A 24,238-nucleotide genomic window follows, 5' to 3' on the forward strand; every position below is an offset into this window, starting at 1 on the left:
CAGACAGACACCATGAAACTCTCTTCGTTCGGCCGGAAATTTACCGCAGATGCGGGCATCACCTCGCTGATGGATGATCTTGGCAATGCCCTGGCATCCGGCGACGACATGATCATGATGGGCGGGGGCAATCCTGGCCATATTCCGGAAATCCAGGAACGGGTTCAGCAGATCCTGGCGGATATAGCCCGGAGCGAAGGCGACACCCGCCGAATGGTGGGTATCTACGATCCGCCCCAGGGCGAAAAACAGTTTATTGCGTCGTTGACGGAACTGCTGAACCGGGAGTATGGATGGGGTCTGAAGCCGGAAAATATTGCCCTGACCAACGGCAGTCAGGCGGCATTCTTTATGCTGTTCAACATGTTCGGCGGTGACTATGGCAGCGGGGTGCACAAGCACATCCTGCTGCCCCTGGCGCCGGAATACATCGGTTACGCCGATGCGGGTATCGAGCCGGGGCTGTTCCACGCGGTGCAACCAGACATTTCTTTTACAGATGCCCACGAATTCAAATACCGCGTGGATTTCGATGCGGTTGAGGTTACTGGTGAAACCGGTGCCATCTGCGTTTCCCGCCCCACCAATCCCACTGGCAATGTGGTCACTGATGACGAACTGGCCAGGCTTGAAGCCATGGCGCGCCAGCACAATATCCCGTTGATTGTCGACGGAGCCTACGGCACACCCTTTCCGAATCTGCTGTTTGTCGATGCAACACCGCACTGGAACGAACAGGTGATTCTCTGTCTCAGCCTGTCGAAGTTTGGCCTGCCGGCTGTGCGCACGGGGATCGTTATTGCCGCAGAGCCGGTCATCAAGGCGTTGTCGGGCATTAACGCCATCATGAACCTGGCCACGGGCAGTTTTGGTGCCATGCTGGCGGAACCCCTGGTGCGTTCCGGGGAAATCCTGTCACTCAGCCGGGACGTGGTCTGCCCCTTCTACAAAGCGAAGATGGAACGGGCCGTCGCCGTATTTCGCGACGCCATGGGCGAAGACAGTTGTCGCTGGTATGTGCACAAACCCGAAGGCGCCATGTTCCTGTGGCTGTGGTTCCCGGACTTGCCCATTACCAGTCTTGAGCTGTACCAGCGGTTAAAGGAAAGAGGTGTACTGGTGGTCTCCGGGCACTACTTCTTCCCGGGATTACCGGAGGATGGCTGGCAGCATCGTCATGAATGCCTGCGGGTAACTTACTCACAGGACGATGAGCGGGTCGCCCGGGGATTGCGCATCATTGCCGAGGAAGTGAAGGCGGTCTGGGCCGATGCCGGGAAGTAAATAACCGAATGCCTAGCGATCAAAAGAGGCCTGGTTAATGGTGAGCTCGTACTCGCTGCCATCCGGCTCTACCTGCAGGAAGCGGATGAGCAGGTAGTCGCGCTCTGGTGCGAACCACATCAGGGATCGTCGCTTGCTATCGCTGTCGCGGACTTTCTCTGCCTTGAGAGTCGTGACCTCGTCGCCATTGATTCGCCTGATTTCTTCATCAACGACCGCAAAACGATCGGTGTCGTAGTCACCCTTGTCGATCACCCGGTATTCCATTTCGCGCTTACCGGCCTTTATGTCCTGGCTCAACTGCAACTGGTAGCCCATGGGGTCAAGAGCGCCTTCTTCCAGCGCCATCGAAAACCTGTCGCCCTCATGGTGTCCGCTGACCACCATTGTGTCCCAGTCGAAGTCGATCGCTTCTTTCCTGGTTTTGATCAGGAAGCCGGAGAGCTCGTAACGGTAACGCAGGGGGACCACCTGATTATTCTCCCAGCGAAAGATCAGGGTTTCGTCGATATCGGCGATAAACGAGTCCACATCGGTGCGGAAACGCCAGGTGCCGTCATCCCGTTTTTCCAGAATGCGGCGGGCACTGCCTTTGAGGGAAATGCCCTTGTCCATGGACGCGTTATAGCTGAGCTCCATGGGGTGAAGAGGGACCTGCTCCGTGCCTTCTTTCAGCTGTGCGAGGGCGGCGCCAGAAAGTAGCAACCAGGCCAGCAGAACTGGCAAGACTGTGGTGCTGTGTTTCAGGTGCATAGAACTTCTCCGGTTGCACAATGGCAGGCGTACTTACCTCTGAGCAGTCTAACCTGCCAGGGTGCTCCCACAGATGACGATAACGTCACTCAGCGGTCGCTGCGTTACCGTCGTCCGGAAGCACAAGGGGGCTGTTCAGGGGCTGCCCGTCGAAAACCACATAATCAGAGCCAAGCTGAATGCGCCCTTCGCAGAACCAGCGAACAACGATGGGGTAGAGCACATGCTCTTTGCGCTGCACCTTTTCGGCAAGAGACTCGGCGGTATCGTCCGGGGCCACGATGACTTCTGCCTGGGCGATAATGGGGCCGCCATCCAGCTCTTCAGTGACAAAGTGGATGGACGCGCCATGAATCTTTTCGCCCGCCTCCAGTGCGCGCTGATGGGTATTCAGCCCGGTATACTTTGGCAGCAGCGAGGGGTGGACGTTCAGCAGGGTGCCGCGCAAGGCCTGTACGAAATCCGTGGTGAGAATGCGCATGAATCCTGCCAGCACGATCAGGTCCGGATTGTGGCGGCGGATCTCGGCCATCAGTGCGCCGTCGAATTCCTCACGGGATCCGTATCGGGTGTGGTCCACGGTGAATGTGTCAATATTTGCCTGTGCAGCGCGTTCAAGGGCGAACGCCTTGGGCCGATTGCAGCCGACGGCTACGATCTGGCCCGGAAAATCGCGCTCGCGACTGGCGTCAATCAGAGCCTGCAGATTGGTCCCGCTTCCGGAGGCCAGAACCAGAATACGAGGGGCGGTTACGGAATCTGCCTTCATGTCGACAGCAGCCCCGGCGCATAGCGTACAGACGATGAGGAGGCGGAGTCTTCCGCTGCTTCAATAATGCCGATCTGCCAGACCTTTTCACCCAGTGCGTTCAACGTATCCAGCGCCAGTTCACGCTGATTGGCAGGAACGCAGACGACCATGCCCACGCCACAATTGAAGGTGCGGTACATCTCTTCGATGGCAACACCGCCGGCTTCTTTCAGCCACTGGAAAACCGGGGGCAGCTTCCAGCTGTCGGTATCAATAGCGGCAACCATACCGTCTGGCAGAACCCGGGGAATGTTTTCTGGCAGACCACCACCGGTGATGTGGGAGAGCGCGCGAATATCCACTTCACGGGCCAGTTGAAGCAGGTTTTTTACATAGATACGGGTCGGTGCCATCAGCGCATCCGCGAGGGTGGTATCACCGATGGTCTGGTCAAGGTTCGCGTCGCTGACTTCCAGGATCTTGCGGATCAGTGAATAACCGTTGGAGTGGGGGCCGGACGAACCCAGCGCCAGCAATACATCGCCGGTCTGCACGCGGCTGCCGTCGATGATTTCACTGCGCTCGGCAACACCCACACAGAAGCCGGCCAGGTCGTAATCGTCGCCTTCGTACATGCCCGGCATTTCGGCAGTCTCTCCGCCCACCAGGGAGCAGCCTGCCTGTTCGCAGCCACGGCCAATGCCCTCGACTACCTGGGCCGCCACATCCACATTGAGTTTGCCAGTGGCGTAATAGTCGAGGAAAAACAGAGGCTCCGCGCCGCCTACAACCAGATCATTCACACACATGGCCACCAGGTCGATGCCGATGGTGTCGTGTTTCTGAAGTTGCATGGCAAGCCTGAGCTTGGTGCCTACTCCGTCTGTGCCAGAAACCAGAACCGGCTCATGGTAGCCCTGGGGAATGGCAACCATCGCGCCAAATCCCCCGAGGCCGCCGAGAACCTCCGGGCGACGTGTGCGTGCAGCCGTGTTCTTGATGCGGTTGACGAGTTCGTTTCCTGCGTCAATATCAACGCCGGCGTCACGATAGGTGAGGGAGGGCTTGTGTTCGCTCATGGTGTGCTTAACCGTTTGGACAGTGGGTCAGGCGGCGGATTTTAACAGGTGCGGAGTGGCGCTCCAAATGCAATTGCCAAGTTTGCCGTTGTGTCGGCATTCGCGGGCTGTATTGACTTTCTGCAATCCCGCCTGGCTACTCACACCATGGGGCTTGGTGTATCCTATGCGCCATTCAGACGAATTGCAGGGTGTTTCATGCCAGACTCAGGAAAAATCTCGATGCAGGCAGCGCGGATAATCCGTCGGTCAGTGCGGTTATTCGGTCTTCTGGCGCTGATCGCAGCACCGGCCGCCGCCGTTACGGTTACCGGGCTCTACTCGGTGGAAGTGCCAGTGGCGAGCTCACAGCCGGCAGACCTGGAACAGGGGTATGCGGACGGTCTGAGCCAGGTTTTCGTGCGCGTGTCCGGCACCCGAGATGTGCTTGGCAATGAAGGGGTCAAAGCGCTGCTGGACGATGCCGAGTCCCTGTTGCAGTCCTATCAGTTTCTGCGTTCGGACAAGGATCAGCACCGCCTGCGCATGTCGTTTGGCGCTGTCGGGGTCAATCGCGCCCTCGCTTCCGTCGACGCGCCGGTCTGGGGCGCCAATCGACCCCTGACCCTCGCCTGGATTGCCGTCGAAGAAAATGGCCGTCGTACCCTTGTACATGCTGACGGGGAAGACAGCAGCGGGAATGGCCAGTGGCGGCAGATATTTGAGAATGCGGCGGTAGACCGGGGCCTCCCGGTCAGCCTGCCACCGGCGGACTATGGTCAGGACCGCGAGCTGCTTTCCGATATCTGGGGCCAGTTTACTTCCAGTGTCAGGAGCGCTTCTGAAGAGCTTGAGCATGACCTGATGTCCCTGGTGCGGGTCCGCCGCTCCGGCTCCCAGTGGCGTGCCGGATGGGTTTTTGATGGCATGGGACTGGACAGCACGGAACAGTCGGTGACCGCGGATACCAAAGAAGAACTGGCCGCCCGGGTTGTCGGGCGCTGGGCCGAAATGTTTGCGGATCGTTATGCGGTCGCCGGGAGTGATGTGGGTGAATCGCCACAGGTGGATATTGTGGTGCATGGTGTAACTGACCTGAAAGATTATGCCAGTGTAAACGGCGTGCTCAAGAACCTGTCTCCGGTACTCGAAGCGGGCGCTACACAGGCTCGTGAGAACCAGCTAAAACTGCGGGTGGTGTTTTCCGGGGAAATGGAGCAGCTGAAACAGTACATCGCTCTTGACCCGCGCCTGGTGCCGCTGTCTGATGCCGAAGTGTCCCGGATGCCTTCCGATGATACTGTTGATTCAGGTGAGGAGGGCGCTGAGGGGCCCGTCCAGCAGGCACCGGAAGGTGGTTTCGCGCTGGCAGAAGACAGTGCCGAGAATGCCAGTTCGCCGGCTAACCCTCTGTTCGTATATCAGCCGCTACTGGTGGATGAAGAGGAATCGGAACAGGCATTCGAGTCACTCTATCAGGTGCTGCATTATCGCTGGCAGCCCGCTTCGATTGTTGATTCGGAAAACGGAGAGTAATATCCGGGTGCCGCAAGGAGAGGGAGGCGTGTCATGATGACGCATCGCTGGCGCTGGATTCCCAATGCCCTGACGTTTCTGCGTATAGTGATGATCGCTCCCTTTGCCGCCGCTCTTATGGCCAAGGAATACCGGATTGCATTGGCGATTTTTTTTATCGCGGCTGCTACCGATGCGTTTGACGGTTTTCTCGCCCGCCATTTCGATTGGCGGACCCGGCTGGGTGCCATTGCAGATCCTCTGGCCGACAAGGCCCTGCTGATTTCGGCTTACCTCATGCTTACCCTGACGGGTGTCTTGCCGCCATGGCTGCTCTGGTTGGTGGTGGGAAGAGACATCCTGATTGTCTGCGGTGGGCTGGCTTTCCATTACTACGTTGGCAGGTTTGATTTACAGCCCAGCATTCCCGGTAAACTCAATACGCTGATCCAGATTCTGGTGGCCCTTGCGATTATTATCCTGCTGGCGGATTTGCCAATGCAGCCGTGGGTTATCGAGGCCGGTATTCTGGTGGTTGCAGTTTCCGCACTGTTCAGTGGGGCTCATTATATTGTGGTCTGGAGTCTGAGGGCCTGGAGGGTCAAGAGTCAGTGAGTGCTTCGCAACTGTTGTTGGGGGTCAAGCTGCGTGATGACGCCCGCTTTGACAATTTCCACGGGGACAGAAATGCAGCCGCTGCGGCACGTCTGCGTGAGGCCTGTGAGCATCCGTATCCGGTGCCGGTTGTTGCTGTCTGTGGCGATGCCGACACTGGCAAGAGTCATCTGTTGCAGGCCGTATGCCATCTTGCCGAGCAGCGTGAACAAAGCGCCGTGTGCGTCAGTATGGAGGAGTTGTTGCCGTTCGGGCCGCAAGCGCTGGCAGGGTTGGAGAACCAGTCGGTGATCTGCCTTGACGATCTGGATCTCATTGCCGGCCTGGAAAGCTGGGAAGAAGCGGTCTTCCATCTGTACAATCGGGTTAATGATTACGGAAGCCTGATGGTCGTCAGCCTGTCAGAAGTGCCAGGCGGTTTGCCGTTTCTGTTGCCGGATCTGGTATCGCGGCTGCGGCACGGGCTAACGATTCAGTTGGGCATAAACCGTGATGATGACCGGCTCCGGATTCTGATGGCCAGGGCCGAACAACGGGGGCTGGTTCTTGGCGACGATGTGGCGGCATTCATTCTCAGGCGTGCGCCACGAAAGCTTGCCGATCTGCTGGCAATGCTGGATCGCCTGGATGAAAATTCATTGCGTGCCCAACGCCGGCTGACGATACCGTTCGTGAAGTCGGTGATGGGCTGGTAGGGCGAACAAATAACAGGGAACAGGTCAGGGGAAAAACATGAGACGAGTAGTGTTCAATCAGAAAGGTGGTGTTGGTAAATCCAGTATTACCTGTAACCTGGCCGCCATCAGCGCCGCCAGGGGCAAGCGTACGCTGGTCGTCGATCTTGACCCCCAGGGCAACTCAACCCATTACCTGCTGGGCCGGCCGGCGTCGGAGCTCAAGGACACCGTAGCAGACTACCTGGAACAGACGGTGGCGTTTACAGTGTTTAACCGCCGCGCTGACGAGTTTGTTCACGCGTCTCCCTTTGACAATCTGTTTGTCATGCCCTCCAGCCCGGAACTGGACTTTCTGGAACACAAGCTGGAAGCAAAGCACAAGATCTACAAACTGAGGGATGCGCTCAGGAAAATGGGCGAATCTTTCGATGAGATCTACATCGATACCGCGCCGGCGCTGAACTTTTATTCCCGTTCGGCACTGATCGCAGCACAACGGTGTCTTATTCCCTTCGACTGCGACGACTTTTCCCGCCAGGCGCTCTACAGTATCCTCCATGAAATCCAGGAGTTGCAGGAAGACCATAACGAAGATCTGGTGGTGGAAGGGATTGTTGCCAACCAGTTCCAGCCCCGTGCCACTCTGCCCAAGAAGCTGGTTCGCGAACTGTTGGACGAGGGGCTTCCGGTATTGCCGGTGAGGCTGTCCAGCTCGGTGAAGATGAAGGAATCCCATCAGAGCCGACAGCCGCTGATTCACATGGCGCCGAAACATCCACTGACACGGCAGTACGAGGACCTTTACCGGGTACTCCATGGAGAAACTGTCGAACTGGAACCACTGGCCGACTGAGAGCAAACGATGGCAAGACCGTCCGACCATACCGCCCGCGTGGCGGACAGCCTGCTGCAGATTGAGATCGAGTTACGGCGACTTGGCGCCTGGGAAACCGATCCGCCGTCTGATGAGGCGTTGCAAAGCACGAAGCCATTTGCGGTAGATACCCTGGAATTTACCCAATGGCTTCAGTTCGTGTTCGTTTACCGAATGAAGGTGCTGATCGAAAACGGGCATCCACTGCCGGAGGTGTCGGGAATGGCGCCCATGGCGGAGGAGTATTTCCGGGGCAGAAGCGAGCCCGGTCACAGCCTTATTCGCGAACTCGCGGAGATGGACCGCCTGCTTTCCGGGCAGTCCTGACTGCTCAGCCGACAGTGTCCAGTCTCATGGACAGATCTACGGCCCGCACATCCTTGGTCAGTGCCCCGATGGAAATATAGTCCACTCCTGTTTCTGCGATCGGCACCAGTGTGTCTGTGTTGATGCCGCCGGAAGCTTCCAGTTTTGCGGCGCCGGCAGTGCGACTGACAGCCTGCTTCATATCAACCAGCGAAAACTCGTCCAGCATAATGATGTCCGCACCGGCGGCAAGGGCCTGCTCCAGTTCATCCGGGTTTTCGGTTTCTACTTCCACGGGGCGACCAGGAGCAATGCGGCGGGCCTCGGTTACTGCATTGGCAATCGAGCCGCAGGCTGCAATGTGATTTTCCTTGATCAGGAACGCATCCCACAGGCCGATGCGGTGGTTGTGGCAGCCGCCACAGGTGACTGCGTACTTCTGGGCCAGCCGCAGGCCGGGAAGCGTTTTGCGGGTATCGAGCAGTTGTACGCCGGTATGGGCCACGCGCCGCGCATATCCGGCACAGGTAGTCGCAACACCGGAGAGCATCTGAAGCCAGTTGAGACCCGCACGCTCGCCAGTGAGCAGGCTGCGGGCAGGACCTTCCATGGTAAACAGCAATTGGTCGGGGCTCACTTCGTCGCCATCATTGACCGTCCACTCCAGGGTGACCCGGGGGTCTACCTGCCGGAATACCTCTTCAACCCAGGACCGCCCGGCAATGGTTGCGGCTTCGCGGGTGATAACCTGTCCACGACTGATTCGGTGCTCCGGTATCAGCATGGCGGTGATATCGCCGTCTCCGATATCTTCCCGAAGGCTTTGGGCGACGGTTTCGATGCGGGACTGGCGAAGCAGTTCGGCTTGGATCATGGTCGGGATTCCGGTGGTTCTTTTTGGGTCTGGGCTTGCCTGGGCAATGCAAATAATACGGGCCAATGATTCTAAAGCCCGCAAGGGTATTCGCCAAACACAAGTGAGTCAGAATGCTAAACTGTGACCGCCATCACTTAAACACAAAAGGTGACAAATTCTGACACAAGGTGACGTCGGTAAGGCCTAAGATGTGCAATGACGCACGTCTCCAGTCACTGTCCGGAGTAGCCGAATGGCGCAGGATAACAAGGTTGTAAGTCTTAAAGCCCAGAAAATGCCGGACAGGTTTTCCCTGCCGGGTTCTCTGGTGCGCCTGCGTGACGTATCTGGTCAGTCCTTGAAGGCAGTGATGTCCGGTTTTTTCGACAAGGCGGACGACGCGCTGTTCGAACTGGCGGACAAGGCTGGCACCAATCAGGACCAGACTGCCTATTTCGACGCGATGCGGGAACTCAGGTTGCGCCGCAAGAACATGACGGTTTCCGTTCTGCAGTACGTCAGCCGCGCCTTCAATGAAATCGGTTCCTTCCGTCCGGGTGGTGGCAGCGGCAGCCTGGACGAGGTAGACCAGGATTCACTGGCGCTGGTGGATCACTCCGATCTGGAGCAGCAGGTCGCCATCGACAACCTGATCAACAAGCTTCGCAACCAGCACGCCGAGGCCATCAAGCTGCTGAATGTCCGGGTGTCCCACCTGGTGCCGGCTGTAAAACTTGATGACAGCCAGATGCCACTGAGCCCGGAAGTGATTTGCGGCGGCGTCGCAGAAGCCTGCACAGATCTGGAAATCGACATTCGCGCCAAACTGGTGGTGCTGAAACTGTTTGATCGTCTGCTCGTCGGAATCCTGGGAGATGTCTACAGAGATGCCAATAAAACACTGATCGCCGAAGGCGTATTGCCAGACATGCGTCGTGCGCCGGTTGGCGGTCGTTCACCCGCCGGCAGATCCGCTCCGGGATCCGGCCAGAGTGGGGGAATATTGTCAGCACGCCAGAGCTCGGAACCGACGGGCCCGCTGACGGCGCCGCCTGATGATGTCCGTGCTACCTTCTCCGAGCTCAGTGCATTGCTGCATCAGGGCCAGGGCGATGCTGGTGGCATGCCTGCCGGCGGGGCGGGATTACTGGATACCGGCACCCTGATGTCGCGGTTGAGCGACGTTCAGGCGCAATCCGTGCATTGGGGGCAGGGTGAGGTTGTGCCTTTGTCCCGGCAGCTGCAGCCGGTTTTCAGGGCGGAAACCGGAGGCAGACTCAATGCCGGCCAGGTAGACAGCGATGTTATCAACCTGGTCTCCATGTTATTCGATTTTATCCTTGAGGATCGCCAGCTCCATCCCGTCATGAAAGCGGTCATCGGGCGTTTGCAGATTCCTGTGTTGAAGGTGGCCCTGAGTGACAAGAATTTCTTCAATCGCGGCGGACACCCGGTCAGAAAGCTTCTGAACGAGCTGGCCATGTCAGCTATTGGCTGGACCGAGAAAAGAGCCGGCCAGCGCGACCCCTTGCGGGAAAAAATTGAATCCGTCGTTGACCGCGTGCTGAATGAATTCACCGACAACGTGGAAATCTTCAGCGAGCTGCTCAGCGACTTTGGTCATTTCATGGACCTGGACCGCCGGCGCAGGGAACTGGTGGAGCAGCGACTTCGTGACGCGGAAGAGGGTCGGGCCAAACAGGAAAGGGCTTCGAGGGCAACAGAATCATTGTTAAGCGAGCAGATGACCGGCCGGGACCTGCCGCCCCAGGTGGTCACGCTGCTGAATGAGGCCTGGGCAAAATACCTTCAGTGGATTGTGTTGCGCGAGGGTGAAGACAGTGAACGCTGGCAGGTGGCGTCCGCACTGACCCGTCAATTGGTCTGGAGCGTTGATCCAAAGCCGGTCGAAGAGGGCACCCGGAGCGAACTCCTGAGGGCAATTCCCGGCATCGTGGACGGGCTGAGGTCAGCATTGCAGGAAATCGCCTGGGACCCGTTCGCAACGGACGCAGCGATACGGGACCTTGAGCTTGTCCATGTGGATGTGTTCCAGCGTCTGGTGACCACTTCCCGACGCTCCGCACCTGAAGAAGAGCCGGTGCGGGCAAACACGACCGAAGTGGCGCCCCCTGCCATTACGCCGGAGGACACTCAGCAAACGCAATCAGAAGCTCCACCACAGGAGATCCCGGAACCGCTGCAGGCCCCTGAGCCGATTGCACCAGTCGCAGAGGCTGCCAGTGGCGAGCCTTCTGAAGCGCCAATGGCGAACAATGGCCCCGATAAACAATGGCTGGACCGTGCGGATAGCCTCCGTGTCGGCTCCTGGATCGAGCTGATCCGCGACGGCGGCAAGATTCGCTGTAAACTGGCCGCCTTTATCAAGGCGACGGGCAAGTACATTTTTGTCAATCGCAGTGGCGCGAAAGTGGCTGAGTACCGGCGTGAGGATCTGGCCACAGCGCTGGCAGCGGAAGAAATTACCATGCTTGACGATGGCCTGATTTTTGACCGCGCTCTGGAGTCCATCATCGATAACCTGCGCAGCAGTCGCAAGGACTGACCGGCGACTGACTGGATAGCAAGGCCGGCCGCTTTGTGCTTCAATCACAGGCACAAACGTAACAAAGGCGGGTGGTTGTAAAACGCCCGCCGTCGGCTTGCTGGAAACACATTGTCTGAACAAAACGCTTCCCACTGTGATATTGACCCTTCGGAAAACCCAGCCTCCAGGCTGCGCCGCACCGGGCGTATAAGCACGGCCAGGTGGTGCCCGTCACCCAATTTCGGCCCGCGACCCCAAGATGCCTCCATTTCCCTGCTGGTGGTTCACAACATCAGCCTGCCGCCAGGGCAGTTTGGTGGCAATGCCATAGAGCGATTTTTCTGCAACCAGCTTGATGCTTCCCTGCACCCCTATTTTGAGACCATTGCCGGGATGAAGGTGTCGTCGCATTTGCTGATCCACCGTGATGGTTCACCAGTGCAGTTTGTCAGCCTGTTGGACCGAGCCTGGCATGCGGGCCGGTCGTGCTTCCAGGGTGAGGATGAGTGCAATGACTTTTCGATAGGGATTGAACTGGAGGGTGCGGACGACATCCCCTATACCGACGCCCAATACCAGACTCTGGTGGACCTGTCGCAGAAGATTATGTCGGCCTGGCCGGAAATCACCCCGGACAGGATTACCGGCCACAGTGATATCGCGCCGGGCCGGAAAACCGACCCGGGCCCGGCGTTTGACTGGTCATACTACCGGCAGATGCTGGATGCCGGTCAGCAAACAGAGGGGGTTGGCTGATGGTACTGGTGGTGTTTCTGCTCGCGTACCTGACCAGGCGCAAGCTGGATGCGGCGAACGCCTGGTCCGGGGACTTCCTTTGGAGCGCTGCCTTTGGTGCCAACAGTAAAGCGCGCGCCGGAAAGGAAGCGGTGAAATGGAAGGGGCTGCTCATGGTTGCCGTTCCGGCCGTTTTGCTTGCCGCCGGCGAGTGGTATCTGAGGGAGCTGGACTGGAGAATGGCGGCTTACCCTCTGGAATTCGCGCTCCTGGTGATGCTGATGGGTGCACCCGGCTGGCGCTCACCATTGGAAGCCTACAGTGCGTCCTGGGCCAGGGGTGACATGCAGGCAGCCTGGCACCATATCAAGGATAGCCTCCCTGCCCGGGATCGAGGTGCGGCCACCTCTCCCGACGAGATGCACCTGATACTGTCACGCTCGCTGATGGTCAATGTCTTTGAGCGATTTTTCCTGATTGCCTTCTGGTATGTGATTGGTGGCCCGGCAGCGGCATTTTTCGCACGCGGGGTCATTGCGTTGCGTGATCACTGGCCACAGGTGGCAGCAAGGCCTGACTTTGCCGCACTGGCAGAGGTGCTGAACTGGCTGCCCTCCCGTTTACTGTCGTTTACCTTCGGCGTGGCCGGGGATCTTGCCGGCTGGATGAGCGAAGGGAAGCGTGTTCTGGTCGGTATAACACTGAAAACGGATCAGGTGTTGATGGCGGCGGCGAACGGTGCGCTGACGGGCTATGCGCTGGACCCGGGGCGATTCTCGCAAATTCACCCCGACGAGTGGGCTGATTATGGCCGCCGCAGTCTGGATGCAATCAGGGATCTGCTGAACCGCAGCATGCTGGTTTGGATCTGTGTGTTGGCTCTACTGGTGATCGCGGGGGTCGTATAAGATTGATGTGTTAATAAAATTTACATTTTTACTCCGAAAAACACTCAAGTTTGTAGTACTTTAGTCGACAAAATAAACAAATAGAATAAAGCTTCATTTTTTCGACGCCTTGCGTGGGGGTATACGTGAACCAGCTTATCAAGCCTGCAGTGTCGTTGATGAACCGGCTGCCGATGTTCTACAAGTTCAGCCTGATCAGCGTTCTGTTTCTGCTGCCTATCGTTGCCCTTTCCTGGCTGGTGATCAGCGAGTTGAACCGGTCGGTAGACACCATGACCCGGGGTGTTGAGGGTCTGGAGCAGCTTGAGAAAGTGGATGCACTCTTGCAGGCTTCGCTTGATTATCGTGATTTCCGGTCGCCTGGAAAGACCAAGGATGACAACGAGCTGCTCGCCAGATCGGACGAGGCCGCTGAGCGGATTGACAGCCTTCTGGAAGAGTTGGCGGAAGCAGACGCACTGTTCGACACCTCCGGCAACTGGGCGGAACAGGTGGCAATGCTGCGGGAAGAGTGGCAAACGCTGAAATCAACCGACAGTTATCAGGGCAACATCGACCCCCAGTTCAAGTATTATCAGGAGTTTGTCCAGAAAGTCCGGGCCATGCTCTCCGCCACCATCGAGATTTCCGGCCTCGGCCAGGACGCGTCACGGGAAAACCTGTTGTTGCTCGGGCTTGTGCGTGAGGCACTGCCGGATGCCGAAAGCATCATCGGGCGGGCCCGTGCTTTCGGCATTTTTGCGCTGATAGAGGGGCAGGTGGGCTATGGTCTCAGTGACGTGCTGAATGAAATCTACGATCAGCTGACCAATCGCGCATCACTGCTTGGCCCCGCGCTCGCGGTGGCAATCGATGCATCGCCCACCCTGGCGGAAAATACCGGTAATGCCGTGCAAGGTATTGAAGACAGCCTGACCAGCATTCGGAATGAGCTTGATAGCAATGTCATCACTCCCATGCGACTGGAGTTGCCGTGGCAGGATTTCAATAGCACGGTCGAGAGCCAGCTTGTTCATTATGAGGCTTTTACCGCCGGCATTTTTGATGTGGTCAGCGATAACCTGAATGCACGCCTGGATCGCGAGATTCAGCAGCGACAATTCATCATTGTTGCTCTTGTGATTGTGCTGCTGGTGGTGGTGTATCTGTATGTTGGTTTCTTCATGTCGGTACGTACCGCAATCAACCGCTTCAGTCAGGCGGCCCGCAACGTGGCTGCCGGCGACATGACGACACACATCGAACTGGATAACCGTGATGAGCTGGGGGAACTGACCACCGAGTTCAACAGCATGACGGACCGGATCGCCGAGCTGATCCGTTCCGTCAGCGGCACGACATCGGATGTTGATCGCCAGGCAACCCGGGTCAATGACACGGCAGCCGCCAATAGTGAGGCAGTGGCCCGTCAGATGGAGGAATCCGGCCAGATCAATGAAGCCATGAGCCAGATGGTGGAAGCCGTCAATGAAGTGACAGAAAGCGCCCACAGGGTATCCGACAGTGCAAGCGCTGCCGAGGGAGATACCGAGAGAGGACGCGAAGTGGTCGCCGATACCGTTGAGACCATTAATCGCCTGGCCACCGAAATTTCCGGCGCGGTGGAGGTTATCAACCGGGTAAACGGAGACAGCGACAACATCAGCCAGGTGTTGGTGGAAATCAAGGCGATTGCCCAGCAGACCAACCTGTTGGCGCTGAACGCAGCCATTGAGGCTGCCCGCGCCGGCGAGCAGGGCCGCGGGTTTGCCGTGGTTGCAGATGAGGTAAGGTCACTGTCCCAGCGCACCCACAAGTCAACGGAAGAGATCGAAGGCATGATTTCCCGCCTGCAAAGCGGTGTCAAAGAAGCGGTTGCAGCCATGACCAACAGCCACGAGGTGACTGAAACCACGGTCAGGAAATCCTCGGAGGTCACCGAGGCGCTGGACCGGATTGCCCAGGGGATCTCCACCATCGTGGATATGAGTCACCAGATTGCCCAGGCGGCGGAAGAGCAGTCTGCGGTCGCGAAAAACGTCAATACCAACGTTGAGCAGATCAGCGTGTTGGGCCAGAAAACGGCGGACAACGCCGAGGAGACTCTGGCGTCCTCCCGCGAGATGTCACAATTGACGGCCTCGTTGCAGCGCCTTGTGGAAGCCTTCAGGGTCTGACAGAGGCGTGGGTCACCTGACGGACCTGCTCCGTCAGCATTTGATTCACTGGCACGTCAATGCCCAGCGCCTGCCCCCGGCGCGCCACATAGCCGTTGATGAAATCGATTTCGGTGGTCCGGCCCTGCTGCCGGTCGCTCAGCATCGACGATGTGTTCTTTGCTGTGCGTCGGGCGACCGTTTCGATGCGCTCACGAATGGTGTCTGGCGCCAACGGCTGACAGCCTTCGGCTTTGAGGACAGCAGCAATCTCCACACACAAGGGTTCTATATGCTGCAGATAGAACTTGTGATCCAGAATGTCGCCGTTGCAGCAGCCGAGAATAGCGGTAAAGGCGTTGATTCCGGCATTGACCACCAGCTTGTCCCAGAGTCTTTGGTGGATGTTGGTTTCCCCGTGGACCGTAAGGCCGCTGGTGGCCAGGGCCTGTACTACTGGCGCTATAAGCGGTCTTGCACGGTCTGTGAGTGCGCCAACCCAGGTTTCTCCCTTGCCGGCGTGGATCGTCTGGCCCCGCTCAGGGCGATTGGCGCCTTCGGTGGTGCTGGCGGCAAGAACAGGGCGGTGCGGCCACCGATCGGCGACAGCCTGTTGGCTGCCCATGCCGTTCTGGAACAACACAATAGGCGTGTCCGGGGGCAGGTCGGGTAGTCGGGACTCAAGGGCGCCGAGGGTGTCGCCGGCTTTGGTGGTGACCAATAACAAAGAGGGTTGTCCGGCGGGGCTGGTCAACCAGGGAACGGTCACAGACCGGGCAGAGCCGTCGAATCGCTGAAGCCTGTAGCTCAACGAATTCGCGCAGAGAACGGCGGTTTCGTCGTGACGAGGTACAAATGCCACCTTGGCGGTGGGCAGGTACCCCGCCCACAACTGGCCGAGGGAACCGGCCCCGAGAATGGCAATCAGGCCATTCCCGGGTAGCTGATGGTTGTCCCCGTGCCGGCACATTGGGTTTACATGGCCTCGATAGCAGTCCGCTGCTCGGTGAGACGGCTCATGCTGCCCTGGGCATCCCGGAGCTTGTCCTTCTCTTTTTCAACCACATCAGCCGGAGCCTTGGCGGTGAATTTTTCATTGCCGAGCTTGCCTTCCAGCCGGTCCACCTCTTTCTGCAGCCGCTCGAGCTCCTTGTCCAGGCGCTTGAGCTCGGCATCCTTGTCGATCAGGCCGGCCATGGGTACCAGCACTTCCATCTCGCCAACCAGTTGGGTCGCAGACATGGGGGCGTCACCGTCGGTGAACCATTCCACGCTCTCCAGCTTGGCCAGGGATGCCAGAAACTGGCGGTTCTCGTCCAGCCGGCGCCTGTCTTCCGCGTCTTTCCCGCGGAGCAGTACCGGGATGGCCTTAGCCGGGGAGATGTTCATTTCGCCACGGATATTCCGTACCGCAACAATCACGCCTTTCACCCATTCGATATCGGCGGCAACAGCGGCGTCCTGCTTGCCCGCATCCGGCTGGGGGAAGGGCTGCAGCATGATGCTGTCACCGGTCTTGCCAGCCAGTGGTGCGATACGCTGCCAGATTTCCTCGGTAATAAACGGCATGATCGGGTGCGCCAGGCGCAGAACTGCCTCAAGCACACGTACCAGCGTACGGCGGGTGCCACGCTTCGCCTCGGCACTGGCGTTGTCGTCGCTCAGGGCTGGCTTGGAGAGCTCCAGGTACCAGTCGCAGTATTCGTTCCAGATAAATTCGTACAGGGCGTAGGCCGCCAGGTCGAAGCGATACTGGTCCAGGTGGCGGATCACGTCCTGCTCGCAGCTCTGGAGTTCGCTGATGATCCAGCGGTCTGCCAGGGAGAGTGCTACCGGCTCGTTGTTAACACCGCAATCTTCGCCCTCGGTATTCATCAACACGTAACGGGCGGCATTCCACAGCTTGTTGCAGAAGTTGCGGTAGCCCTCCAGGCGCTTCATGTCCCAGTTGATGTCGCGGCCGGTGGTGGCCATGGCGGCCAGAGTGAAGCGCAGGGCATCGGTGCCGTGGGCGGTGATGCCTTCCGGGAATTCCTTCTTTGTACGCTTGGCGATTTTCTCGGCCAGCCTGGGCTGCATCAGGTTGCCGGTGCGCTTTTCCAGCAGGTCATTCAGTTCGATGCCGTCAATCATGTCCAGCGGGTCGATGACGTTACCCTTGGACTTGGACATCTTGTCGCCGTGCTCGTCACGGATCAGACCGGTGACGTAGACAGTCTTGAAGGGTACCTGCGGAGTGCCGTCTTCATTCTTCATGAAGTGCATGGTCATCATGATCATCCGGGCAACCCAGAAGAAGATGATGTCAAAACCGGTGACCAGCACATCAGTAGGGTGAAAGGTTTTCAGCCGTTCAGTGATTTCCGGCCAGCCCAGGGTGCCAAAGGTCCACAGGGCAGAGCTGAACCAGGTGTCGAGAACGTCGTCGTCCTGGTTCAGTTCCAGGTCCGCGGCAAGGCTGTGCTTCTGGCGCACTTCGTCCTCACTGCGGCCAACGTAGATATTACCCTCGGCGTCGTACCAGGCGGGGATGCGGTGGCCCCACCAGAGCTGGCGGGAGATACACCAGTCCTGGATGTCGCGCATCCAGGCAAAGTACATGTTTTCGTACTGCTTGGGCACAAACTGGATACGCCCGTCTTCCACGGCTTCAATGGCGGGTTTCGCCAGTGTCTTCGCGTCAGCAAACCATTGGTCCGTAAGCATCGGCTCGATGATCAGGCCGGAGCGGTCACCACGGGGTACATTCAGTACGTGGTCTTCCACTTCGTCGACCAGGCCTTCGGCGTCCATGTCTGCCACGATCCGCTTGCGGGCTTCCTCACGGGTGAGGCCGGCATAGGCGGCGGGCAGGGTGCCGTCTACGTCTGTGTTCTCGGTGCCATCGGGATTGACCACTTCGGCCACATCGCGGATGGAGGCATCCTGGGTCATGACGTTGATCATCACCAGGTTGTTGCGTTTGCCGACGGCATAGTCGTTGAAATCATGGGCCGGGGTAATTTTCACGCAGCCGCTGCCTTTCTCCGGGTCGGCGTGGGTGTCGGCAACGATGGGAATGCGGCGGCCCACCAAAGGTAGGTCGACGAATTTGCCAACCAGGTGCTGGTAACGCTCGTCTTCCGGGTGAACAGCCACGGCGGTGTCGCCCAGCATGGTTTCCGGGCGTGTGGTGGCGACCACCAGGTAGTCCTTGCCGCCCTGTGTTTTCTCGCCGTCGGCCAGCGGGTAGCGCAGGTGCCAGAAAAAGCCCTTTTCTTCCTTGTTTTCCACTTCCAGATCGGAGATGGCGGTATGCAGTTTCGGGTCCCAGTTGACCAGGCGCTTGCCGCGGTAGACCAGGCCTTCGTCGTACAGGCGGATGAACACTTCCTGAACCGCCTTGTAGAAGCCGTCGTCCATGGTGAAGCGTTCGTGGTCCCAGTCCACGGAGTTGCCCAGGCGGCGCATCTGGCCGGTGATGGTGCCACCGGAGTGTTCTTTCCAGTCCCAGATGCGTTTGATGAATTCTTCCCGGCCCAGGTCATAGCGGGTTTTGTCTTCTTCCGCTGCCAGTTTGCGTTCGACCACCATCTGGGTCGCGATGCCGGCGTGGTCGCTGCCTACCTGCCAGAGGGTGTTACGGCCCTGCATGCGTTTGAAGCGGGTGAGCGTGTCCATGATCGTGTGCTGGAACGCGTGGCCCATGTGCAGGCTGCCGGTGACGTTGGGCGGTGGGATGGCGATACTGAATGATTCGCCTTCGCCGGAGGGGCGGAAGTACCCTTTGGATTCCCAGTTTTCGTACCACTGGCGCTCGATGTTTTCTGGCTGGTAGGTTTTTTCCATGGGTTTCTGCTGGTGCCCGTTTGGTTGATTCACAAGGAAATTTGAGACCGCTGATTATACATGGTCCGTTGGTTCGCGGCGAACCATGGGGGGAGGGGTACGGGGGTGGTTGGAATTTCAGGCTGGAAAAGAACTCGCTTCGCTCAGACACCTTTTCCAGCCTGAAATTCCAACCACCCGCATACCCTTATGGACTCCGAGTTGTCTCGACTGTGTTCAATGGTTTTACCTGGGTTTGTTCGTGAGCCTGTTTTACCTATCCCGCTTTCAGATAAAACACAGACAGACCCTGCACTACCTTGGAGACACCCCCTTGGCTCGAAGAGTGGGGTGGTGGTATTTATTTCCCGCCAGGAAAAGGTGTCTGAGCGCAGCGAGTTCTTTTCCCAAGGGAGATAAATACCACCACCCCGCTCCTCTGCCAAACGAACAGTCCTACATAGGGCCCGCTATACGGCCCCCATCAAAATCTCACCGCTTCCTCTGATCATGCACCCGAGGCTCAATCCCCAACGCCCGCAATTGCTTGAAATGCGACCGCGCCTGTCCCAGCACTGCCTCATCGTTATGGGCCACCAACGCCAACCGTTTGAACCGGTCCGCATCCGCCGGCAGCGTGGCCGACAGAATGATCACGGTATCCCAGTCCTCTGCCACCGGCGGGCAAAGCAATATCCCAACCGGGTCGGTGCAGGTGGTGGCGGAGTCAGGAACGATGCTGTGGGGGATAAAAGCATCCGGACTGAAGTTCCAGAGCAGGTCGTCCAGTTCCTGGGCGTGCTGCATGGTGTCGCAGACGATACCTACACGGTCACCCTGCTGCCGCGCCTTGGCCACCAGTTTGGCGGTGTGGAGGTTGCGGGCAGCAGGGGTGTTCTGGGCGAGGATGTGGAACCAGTAGGACTGGTTCCGTTCATCCTGGGGGCCCGGGTTTTGCGAGCTGGAGTTACTTTCCGGCATGGGACATCAGGTAGTCGACCAGCAGGGGTACCGGGCGACCGGTGGAGCCTTTGGCTTTGCCGGAGTTCCAGGCGGTGCCGGCGATGTCCAGGTGGGCCCAGCGGTAGTCCTTGGCGAAGCGAGACAGGAAGCAGGCCGCGGTGATGGTGCCGGCGGGGCGGCCGCCGATGTTCTGCATGTCCGCGAAGTTGCTGTCGAGCTGGCTCTGATATTCATCCCACAGCGGCAGGCGCCAGGCGCGATCACCGGCGCGCTCGCCGGCGGCCAGCAGGTCGTTGGCCAGTTCGTCGTTGTTGCTCAGCAGGCCGGTGGCGTGGCTGCCCAGTGCAATAATGCAGGCACCGGTGAGGGTGGCCATGTCGACAACCACTTCCGGGTCGAACTTCTTGACGTAGGTGAGGGCGTCACACAGTACCAGGCGGCCTTCGGCGTCGGTGTTGAGAATTTCAATGGTCTGGCCGGACATGGAGGTGACGATATCCCCCGGGCGTGTCGCGGTGCCGCTGGGCATGTTCTCAGCGGCAGCGATAACAGCGACTACGTTGATCTTGGGCTTGGTTTCGGCAATGGTTTTCATGGCACCGAAAACAGCAGCAGCGCCACCCATGTCGTACTTCATTTCGTCCATGCCTTCGCCGGGCTTGAGGCTGATGCCGCCGGTGTCGAAGGTGATGCCTTTACCCACCAGAACGTAGGGTTTGTCTTTCGCCTTACCGCCACGGTATTCCATAACAATCAGTTTGGCGGGCTGGGCGCTGCCGGCTGAAACGGAAAGCAGGCTGTGCATGCCCAGCTTCTTCATCTGCTTTTCGTCCAGCACCTCGGTCTTGATAACGTCGTTTTCTTTCGCCAGTTTCTCGGCGTGTTCGGCCAGCCAGGTGGGGTGGCAGACGTTCGGCGGTGTATTGCCAAGGTCGCGGGTGAAATTCATGCCGCGGCCGGTGGCCAGGCCCAGGTTAAAGGCGTCTTTCAGTGCCTTGCCGGCAGAGGAGGCAGTAACGGTGACTTTTGCCAGTTTGCGGTCTGAGGGCTTCTCGCTCTTGAACTCGCTGAAGCGGTAGAGCTGCTCTTCCAGAGTACGGCCGATGAGATTCAGGCGTGCCGCTTCCGAACTGGTGGCGTCATCACCGGTCACCAGGGTGTCGCCCAGGCCGACCAGTACGTGTTTCGACGGGCCGTCCTTAATCTGGCCGGCCATGGCAATCAATGCCTTGCGATAGTTCGCGGGAGTGCGGTCTTTGTCAGCTCCGGTGCCAACCACCAGCAGGCGTGCCCAGGGCTGGCCGTCCAGGGGCATTTGCAGGGTGGTTGCGTTTTTACCGGTGGCGTCCCCGTTTTTGTGCAGGGTCTTGATCAGTCCGCCCAGGGCTTCGTTGGCCTGTGTCGTCGAGGCGGGCCAGTCGCCTTTTTCCGGCAGGGCTACAACAAGGCAGTCCGCTTTGGTATCGGAAATGGGCTTACTGCTCAGGGTAAAAGTCATGGCAACTCCCGTTGATTGTTCTGATGGAGGACAGTCCCGGGCCCGGGTTTGCTGTCCGAATGCGTATAGCATTGGGGTTAGGGGGCAAATTATCAAGCGCTGACAGGTTGTTAACGTCTTTGTTAAGCCCGTGGCCTGTCATTCGGCCCCAAGGTTACTTAGAATACGGCGAATCCCGAATTCCATCGACTCCGGTCGCATCCGGCTCTGAGAGACCGAATTGAGCATCGTTTTCCGCTACCTTACCCGCCAGGTGATTATCAGCATGCTTGCCGTTTCCGGCATTCTGCTGATGGTGTTCATGAGCGGCCGGTTTATCAAGTATCTGGCCGATGCCGCTGCCGGGGAGCTGGCCGGCGATGTACTGTTCCAGATTATGGCCTACCGCTTTCCCGGATTCCTGGAACTGATCCTTCCACTGGGCTTTTTCATCGGCATTCTGCTGGCTTACGGGCGCATGTACCTGGAAAGTGAAATGACCGTTCTGTTCGCCTGTGGTATCAGCGACAAGCAGCTGTTGGGCAAAACCCTGGTTGGCAGTATTCCGGTGATGCTGACCGTCGGGGCCATGAGCCTTTATGTATCGCCCTGGGGCATGAAGCAGGTGGAAGCCATTTTCAATGAGCAGCGCCAGGCGACAGAGTTTGAAATGCTTGCGCCAGGGCGCTTCCAGTCGCTGTCATCCGGGGGGCGTGTTACCTATACCGAAGGGCTGAGTGACGACAAGCGACGGCTTGAAGGCGTTTTTATTGCGGAGTACAAGCCGGAGGGCGAAGGCCTGTCGATTATTACCGCCCGTGAGGGTTCCCAACTGGTTGATGAGGAGACCGGCAGCCGGTTTCTGGTTCTCGAGGAGGGTGCCCGCTTCGAGGGTGTTCCCGGTCGCCTTGATTACGATGTGACCGGTTTTGATGCCTATGGGCTGAAGATTCGCAGTGGCAACGCCCGTGAAAAAGAGCTGGAAGAGGGGCTCAGTACCTGGGATCTGATGGCATCAGACAATCCCGAGCACCGTGCGATGCTGCACTGGCGCTTCACACTGCCACTGATCGTGCCGATCGTAACCTTGCTGGCCGTGCGGCTGAGCCGCGTGAACCCGCGTCAGGGCCGGTTTTTCCACCTGCTTCCGGCAATGCTGGTTTATATCACCTATCTTGGCTTGCTGATTGTGGCTCGTGACGCCCTTGAAAACGGGAAGGTTCCTGAGTGGGTCGGCCTGCTCTGGGTGCACGCCATCTTCCTGGTGCTGGGCTTGTGGCTGCAATTTGGCCCCGCCTGGCTGTACCGGCGGCGCCTGATTAGGGAGGGGCGCACCCATGCGTAAGATCGACCGTTACGTGATGACTACCGTGGGTGGCGCCATGTTCCTGGTGATGCTGGTGGTGCTGTCTCTGGATCTGATCTTTGCCTTTATCGCCGAGCTGGATGACGCCAAAAACGATTACCAGATGCTGCAGGCCCTGTCGTTTGTGTTTATGACCCTGCCCCGCCGTATCTATGATTATTTGCCTCTCGGCGCATTCATGGGGTGCCTCGTGGGGCTGGGGGCCATGGCGAGCTCTTCTGAACTGACAGTCATTCGTGCGGCCGGGGTGTCCCTGAAGCGTATCGTCTGGTCGGCCATGAAACCGGCTCTGGTGATCGTGCTGGTCGGCGTGCTGATTGGCGAATACGTTGCGCCACCGGCTGAGCGTATGGCCCAGAGCCAGAAGGCGATTGCCCAGGGCGCGGGCGAAAATGTTGCGTCGGCATCGGGCATCTGGCACCGGGAAGGCGAGGTGTTCATGCATCTGAACGCCGTTCAGCCCAATGGGGTGCTTCACGGAATATCGCTGTTTCGTTTTGATGATGAGCGCTGGCTGGTTTCGGTCAGTTTTGCGGAGAGAGGTATTTACCAGGGCGACCACTGGTTGCTGGAAAATGTCACCACCACCAATCTGAGTGACGATCAAACCACCCAGGAAAAGCACCGAGCGCTACGCTGGCAAACCGGTTTGTCTCCGAATGTGCTCAGCGTGCTGATTGTAAAGCCGGAAGACCTGTCCATCTCCGGCCTTTATACCTATGCCCGTTATCTGGGTGAGCAGGGGTTGAACGCGGCGAATTACTGGCTGGCATTCTGGAAGAAAGTATTGATGCCATTGGGCACGGCGGTCATGGTGTTGGTGGCGATTTCGTTTGTGTTCGGCCCGCTGAGATCCGTCACCATGGGCTTTCGGGTGTTTACCGGCCTGATCGTGGGGTTGCTGTTCAAATACATGCAGGACCTTCTGGGGCCCATGAGCCTGGTTTTCGGTTTCAATCCCGTGCTGGCGATTGTTCTGCCGATTGCAATCAATGCAGTGGTGGGCGCCGTACTCATGAGACGGGCAGGGTAGCTATTTTTTCGGCTCTTTTGGCACCGTAGCAACGATGCTGTCGGAAGCGCGGTCGGTCAGGGACAGACCGTTGATGGGGTAGAACAGCGCGATAATGGCCGGGATAGTGACGAACAGGGTGGCGGCATTCAGATAGTAGGCACCCAGCAGGGCAACGAACAGGATTGCGGCCGCTGCGACGTAGCGTTTAAGCGCCTGCGTCCAGGACACGGAAGTACCGTCCAGGTTTTCAATGCGAATGCGCCACACCTGCATGCCCAGCGTCTGCCCGTTTCTGGTCCAGAAATAACCGAAAAACAGATACAGGACCAGGAAGAGTACAAACGTCAGTATCGGGTCTGCTCCGATGGTGCCCGCTTCCGCCATTTCCTCATACTTGTCCCAGCCGGTCGTCCAGCCTGCCACAAGGGTATACGCCCAGGTGGTCACCAACAGCACCGCAACGCTGATCAGGGCATCGTAAATCACAGCCATGAGTCGCTTGATGAACGGCGCGGGGGGTAACAGCTCCTCGGCGGTATGAAAGCGGCGGGGCATGGCGTCTCCTGTGATGTTTCACGTTTTTCCTGTACTCGGC

Annotated in this window: 21 protein-coding genes; 12 read left to right on the forward strand and 9 right to left on the reverse strand. The window is 58.4% G+C overall.

The annotated features are described in order from the left end of the window. Positions 1-12 precede the first annotated feature (12 nt). A complete protein-coding gene (locus FDP08_RS00250) occupies positions 13-1,284 on the forward strand; it encodes a valine--pyruvate transaminase (protein ID WP_137434056.1) in 1,272 nt (423 codons plus the stop codon). A gap of 12 nt (positions 1,285-1,296) precedes the next feature. Here the strand turns inward: FDP08_RS00250 and FDP08_RS00255 are convergent, their stop codons facing one another. The 3 genes from FDP08_RS00255 to purM form a co-directional block, all read right to left on the reverse strand. Continuing rightward, positions 1,297-2,037, reverse strand: a complete 741-nt coding sequence (locus tag FDP08_RS00255) for a DUF3108 domain-containing protein (RefSeq protein WP_137434057.1) — start codon at positions 2,035-2,037, stop codon at positions 1,297-1,299. An 85-nt stretch (positions 2,038-2,122) separates the two neighbouring features. After that, positions 2,123-2,806, reverse strand: a complete 684-nt coding sequence (gene purN, locus FDP08_RS00260; protein ID WP_137434058.1) for a phosphoribosylglycinamide formyltransferase — start codon at positions 2,804-2,806, stop codon at positions 2,123-2,125. Continuing rightward, the gene (gene purM, locus FDP08_RS00265; RefSeq protein ID WP_137434059.1) at positions 2,803-3,867 is read right to left on the reverse strand and encodes a phosphoribosylformylglycinamidine cyclo-ligase; all 1,065 of its coding nucleotides are present in this window, start codon (positions 3,865-3,867) and stop codon (positions 2,803-2,805) included. Before purM ends, purN begins: the two co-directional genes overlap by 4 nt. Positions 3,868-4,065: 198 nt before the next feature. On the opposite strand from purM, the gene FDP08_RS00270 reads away from it, so the two are divergent. The 5 genes from FDP08_RS00270 to FDP08_RS00290 are packed head-to-tail and all read left to right on the forward strand — an operon-like array spanning position 4,066 to position 7,854. After that, positions 4,066-5,382: a DUF2066 domain-containing protein gene (locus FDP08_RS00270; protein WP_228263194.1), complete on the forward strand. Its 1,317-nt coding sequence runs from the start codon at positions 4,066-4,068 to the stop codon at positions 5,380-5,382. Between the two features lie 33 nt (positions 5,383-5,415). Continuing rightward, positions 5,416-5,976 carry a CDP-alcohol phosphatidyltransferase family protein gene (locus tag FDP08_RS00275; protein ID WP_137434060.1) on the forward strand — a complete coding sequence of 187 codons (561 nt, stop codon included), beginning with the start codon at positions 5,416-5,418 and terminating at the stop codon, positions 5,974-5,976. After that, positions 5,973-6,671 carry a DnaA regulatory inactivator Hda gene (gene hda, locus FDP08_RS00280; RefSeq protein WP_137434061.1) on the forward strand — a complete coding sequence of 233 codons (699 nt, stop codon included), beginning with the start codon at positions 5,973-5,975 and terminating at the stop codon, positions 6,669-6,671. The genes FDP08_RS00275 and hda overlap by 4 nt, the downstream gene beginning before the upstream one ends. A 37-nt stretch (positions 6,672-6,708) precedes the next feature. Continuing rightward, entirely contained in the window at positions 6,709-7,506 is a 798-nt protein-coding gene (locus tag FDP08_RS00285; RefSeq protein WP_137434062.1) for a ParA family protein, read from the forward strand. Between the two features lie 9 nt (positions 7,507-7,515). Continuing rightward, positions 7,516-7,854, forward strand: coding sequence for a YqcC family protein (locus FDP08_RS00290; protein WP_137434063.1), 339 nt, complete (start codon positions 7,516-7,518; stop codon positions 7,852-7,854). Positions 7,855-7,858: 4 nt separating this feature from the next. Here FDP08_RS00290 and nadC read toward each other — a convergent pair whose 3' ends face one another. Continuing rightward, complete coding sequence (gene nadC / locus FDP08_RS00295; RefSeq protein WP_137434064.1) at positions 7,859-8,707, reverse strand: carboxylating nicotinate-nucleotide diphosphorylase; 849 nt, start codon at positions 8,705-8,707, stop codon at positions 7,859-7,861. Between the two features lie 235 nt (positions 8,708-8,942). On the opposite strand from nadC, the gene FDP08_RS00300 reads away from it, so the two are divergent. The 4 genes from FDP08_RS00300 (at position 8,943) to FDP08_RS00315 (ending at position 15,036) form a co-directional block, all read left to right on the forward strand. Then, the gene (locus FDP08_RS00300) at positions 8,943-11,255 is read left to right on the forward strand and encodes a DUF1631 domain-containing protein (protein ID WP_137434065.1); all 2,313 of its coding nucleotides are present in this window, start codon (positions 8,943-8,945) and stop codon (positions 11,253-11,255) included. Positions 11,256-11,426: 171 nt separating this feature from the next. Then, entirely contained in the window at positions 11,427-11,993 is a 567-nt protein-coding gene (gene ampD / locus FDP08_RS00305; RefSeq protein ID WP_228263330.1) for a 1,6-anhydro-N-acetylmuramyl-L-alanine amidase AmpD, read from the forward strand. Further along, on the forward strand, positions 11,993-12,880 hold the full coding sequence (locus FDP08_RS00310; protein WP_137434067.1) for a regulatory signaling modulator protein AmpE: 888 nt from the start codon (positions 11,993-11,995) through the stop codon (positions 12,878-12,880). The genes ampD and FDP08_RS00310 overlap by 1 nt, the downstream gene beginning before the upstream one ends. A 125-nt stretch (positions 12,881-13,005) precedes the next feature. After that, positions 13,006-15,036 carry a methyl-accepting chemotaxis protein gene (locus tag FDP08_RS00315; protein WP_137434068.1) on the forward strand — a complete coding sequence of 677 codons (2,031 nt, stop codon included), beginning with the start codon at positions 13,006-13,008 and terminating at the stop codon, positions 15,034-15,036. On the opposite strand, the gene FDP08_RS00320 is transcribed toward FDP08_RS00315, so the two are convergent. From FDP08_RS00320 to FDP08_RS00335, 4 genes are all read right to left on the reverse strand, one after another. After that, a complete protein-coding gene (locus FDP08_RS00320) occupies positions 15,026-15,985 on the reverse strand; it encodes a ketopantoate reductase family protein (protein WP_228263195.1) in 960 nt (319 codons plus the stop codon). The genes FDP08_RS00315 and FDP08_RS00320 overlap by 11 nt on opposite strands. A gap of 5 nt (positions 15,986-15,990) precedes the next feature. Further along, positions 15,991-18,843, reverse strand: coding sequence for a valine--tRNA ligase (locus tag FDP08_RS00325; RefSeq protein ID WP_137434069.1), 2,853 nt, complete (start codon positions 18,841-18,843; stop codon positions 15,991-15,993). 471 nt (positions 18,844-19,314) lie between these two features. Further along, positions 19,315-19,803: a DNA polymerase III subunit chi gene (locus tag FDP08_RS00330; RefSeq protein ID WP_137434070.1), complete on the reverse strand. Its 489-nt coding sequence runs from the start codon at positions 19,801-19,803 to the stop codon at positions 19,315-19,317. Beyond that, positions 19,790-21,283 carry a leucyl aminopeptidase gene (locus FDP08_RS00335; RefSeq protein ID WP_137434071.1) on the reverse strand — a complete coding sequence of 498 codons (1,494 nt, stop codon included), beginning with the start codon at positions 21,281-21,283 and terminating at the stop codon, positions 19,790-19,792. The genes FDP08_RS00330 and FDP08_RS00335 overlap by 14 nt, the downstream gene beginning before the upstream one ends. Before the next feature lie 220 nt (positions 21,284-21,503). On the opposite strand from FDP08_RS00335, the gene lptF reads away from it, so the two are divergent. Both lptF and lptG read left to right on the forward strand, forming a co-directional pair. Next, positions 21,504-22,607 (forward strand): LPS export ABC transporter permease LptF, encoded by a 1,104-nt coding sequence (lptF, locus tag FDP08_RS00340; RefSeq protein WP_137434072.1) that lies wholly within the window; start codon positions 21,504-21,506, stop codon positions 22,605-22,607. After that, positions 22,600-23,661, forward strand: a complete 1,062-nt coding sequence (lptG, locus tag FDP08_RS00345) for an LPS export ABC transporter permease LptG (protein ID WP_137434073.1) — start codon at positions 22,600-22,602, stop codon at positions 23,659-23,661. Before lptF ends, lptG begins: the two co-directional genes overlap by 8 nt. On the opposite strand, the gene FDP08_RS00350 is transcribed toward lptG, so the two are convergent. Then, positions 23,662-24,198, reverse strand: a complete 537-nt coding sequence (locus FDP08_RS00350; protein ID WP_137434074.1) for an RDD family protein — start codon at positions 24,196-24,198, stop codon at positions 23,662-23,664. It abuts the gene before it with no gap. Positions 24,199-24,238 lie beyond the last annotated feature (40 nt).

Source organism: Marinobacter panjinensis (assembly GCF_005298175.1).
In the GTDB taxonomy this organism is placed as follows: Bacteria; Pseudomonadota; Gammaproteobacteria; order Pseudomonadales; family Oleiphilaceae; genus Marinobacter; species Marinobacter panjinensis.

Coding starts and splice junctions, on each gene's coding strand:
- FDP08_RS00250 (WP_137434056.1), top strand. CDS start 13: ATGAAACTCTCTTCGTTCGGCCGGAAATTTACCGCAGATGCGGGCATC.
- FDP08_RS00255 (WP_137434057.1), bottom strand. CDS start 2,037: ATGCACCTGAAACACAGCACCACAGTCTTGCCAGTTCTGCTGGCCTGG.
- purN (WP_137434058.1), bottom strand. CDS start 2,806: ATGAAGGCAGATTCCGTAACCGCCCCTCGTATTCTGGTTCTGGCCTCC.
- purM (WP_137434059.1), bottom strand. CDS start 3,867: ATGAGCGAACACAAGCCCTCCCTCACCTATCGTGACGCCGGCGTTGAT.
- FDP08_RS00270 (WP_228263194.1), top strand. CDS start 4,066: ATGCCAGACTCAGGAAAAATCTCGATGCAGGCAGCGCGGATAATCCGT.
- FDP08_RS00275 (WP_137434060.1), top strand. CDS start 5,416: ATGATGACGCATCGCTGGCGCTGGATTCCCAATGCCCTGACGTTTCTG.
- FDP08_RS00285 (WP_137434062.1), top strand. CDS start 6,709: ATGAGACGAGTAGTGTTCAATCAGAAAGGTGGTGTTGGTAAATCCAGT.
- FDP08_RS00290 (WP_137434063.1), top strand. CDS start 7,516: ATGGCAAGACCGTCCGACCATACCGCCCGCGTGGCGGACAGCCTGCTG.
- nadC (WP_137434064.1), bottom strand. CDS start 8,707: ATGATCCAAGCCGAACTGCTTCGCCAGTCCCGCATCGAAACCGTCGCC.
- FDP08_RS00300 (WP_137434065.1), top strand. CDS start 8,943: ATGGCGCAGGATAACAAGGTTGTAAGTCTTAAAGCCCAGAAAATGCCG.
- FDP08_RS00310 (WP_137434067.1), top strand. CDS start 11,993: ATGGTACTGGTGGTGTTTCTGCTCGCGTACCTGACCAGGCGCAAGCTG.
- FDP08_RS00320 (WP_228263195.1), bottom strand. CDS start 15,985: ATGTGCCGGCACGGGGACAACCATCAGCTACCCGGGAATGGCCTGATT.
- FDP08_RS00325 (WP_137434069.1), bottom strand. CDS start 18,843: ATGGAAAAAACCTACCAGCCAGAAAACATCGAGCGCCAGTGGTACGAA.
- FDP08_RS00330 (WP_137434070.1), bottom strand. CDS start 19,803: ATGCCGGAAAGTAACTCCAGCTCGCAAAACCCGGGCCCCCAGGATGAA.
- FDP08_RS00335 (WP_137434071.1), bottom strand. CDS start 21,283: ATGACTTTTACCCTGAGCAGTAAGCCCATTTCCGATACCAAAGCGGAC.
- lptG (WP_137434073.1), top strand. CDS start 22,600: ATGCGTAAGATCGACCGTTACGTGATGACTACCGTGGGTGGCGCCATG.
- FDP08_RS00350 (WP_137434074.1), bottom strand. CDS start 24,198: ATGCCCCGCCGCTTTCATACCGCCGAGGAGCTGTTACCCCCCGCGCCG.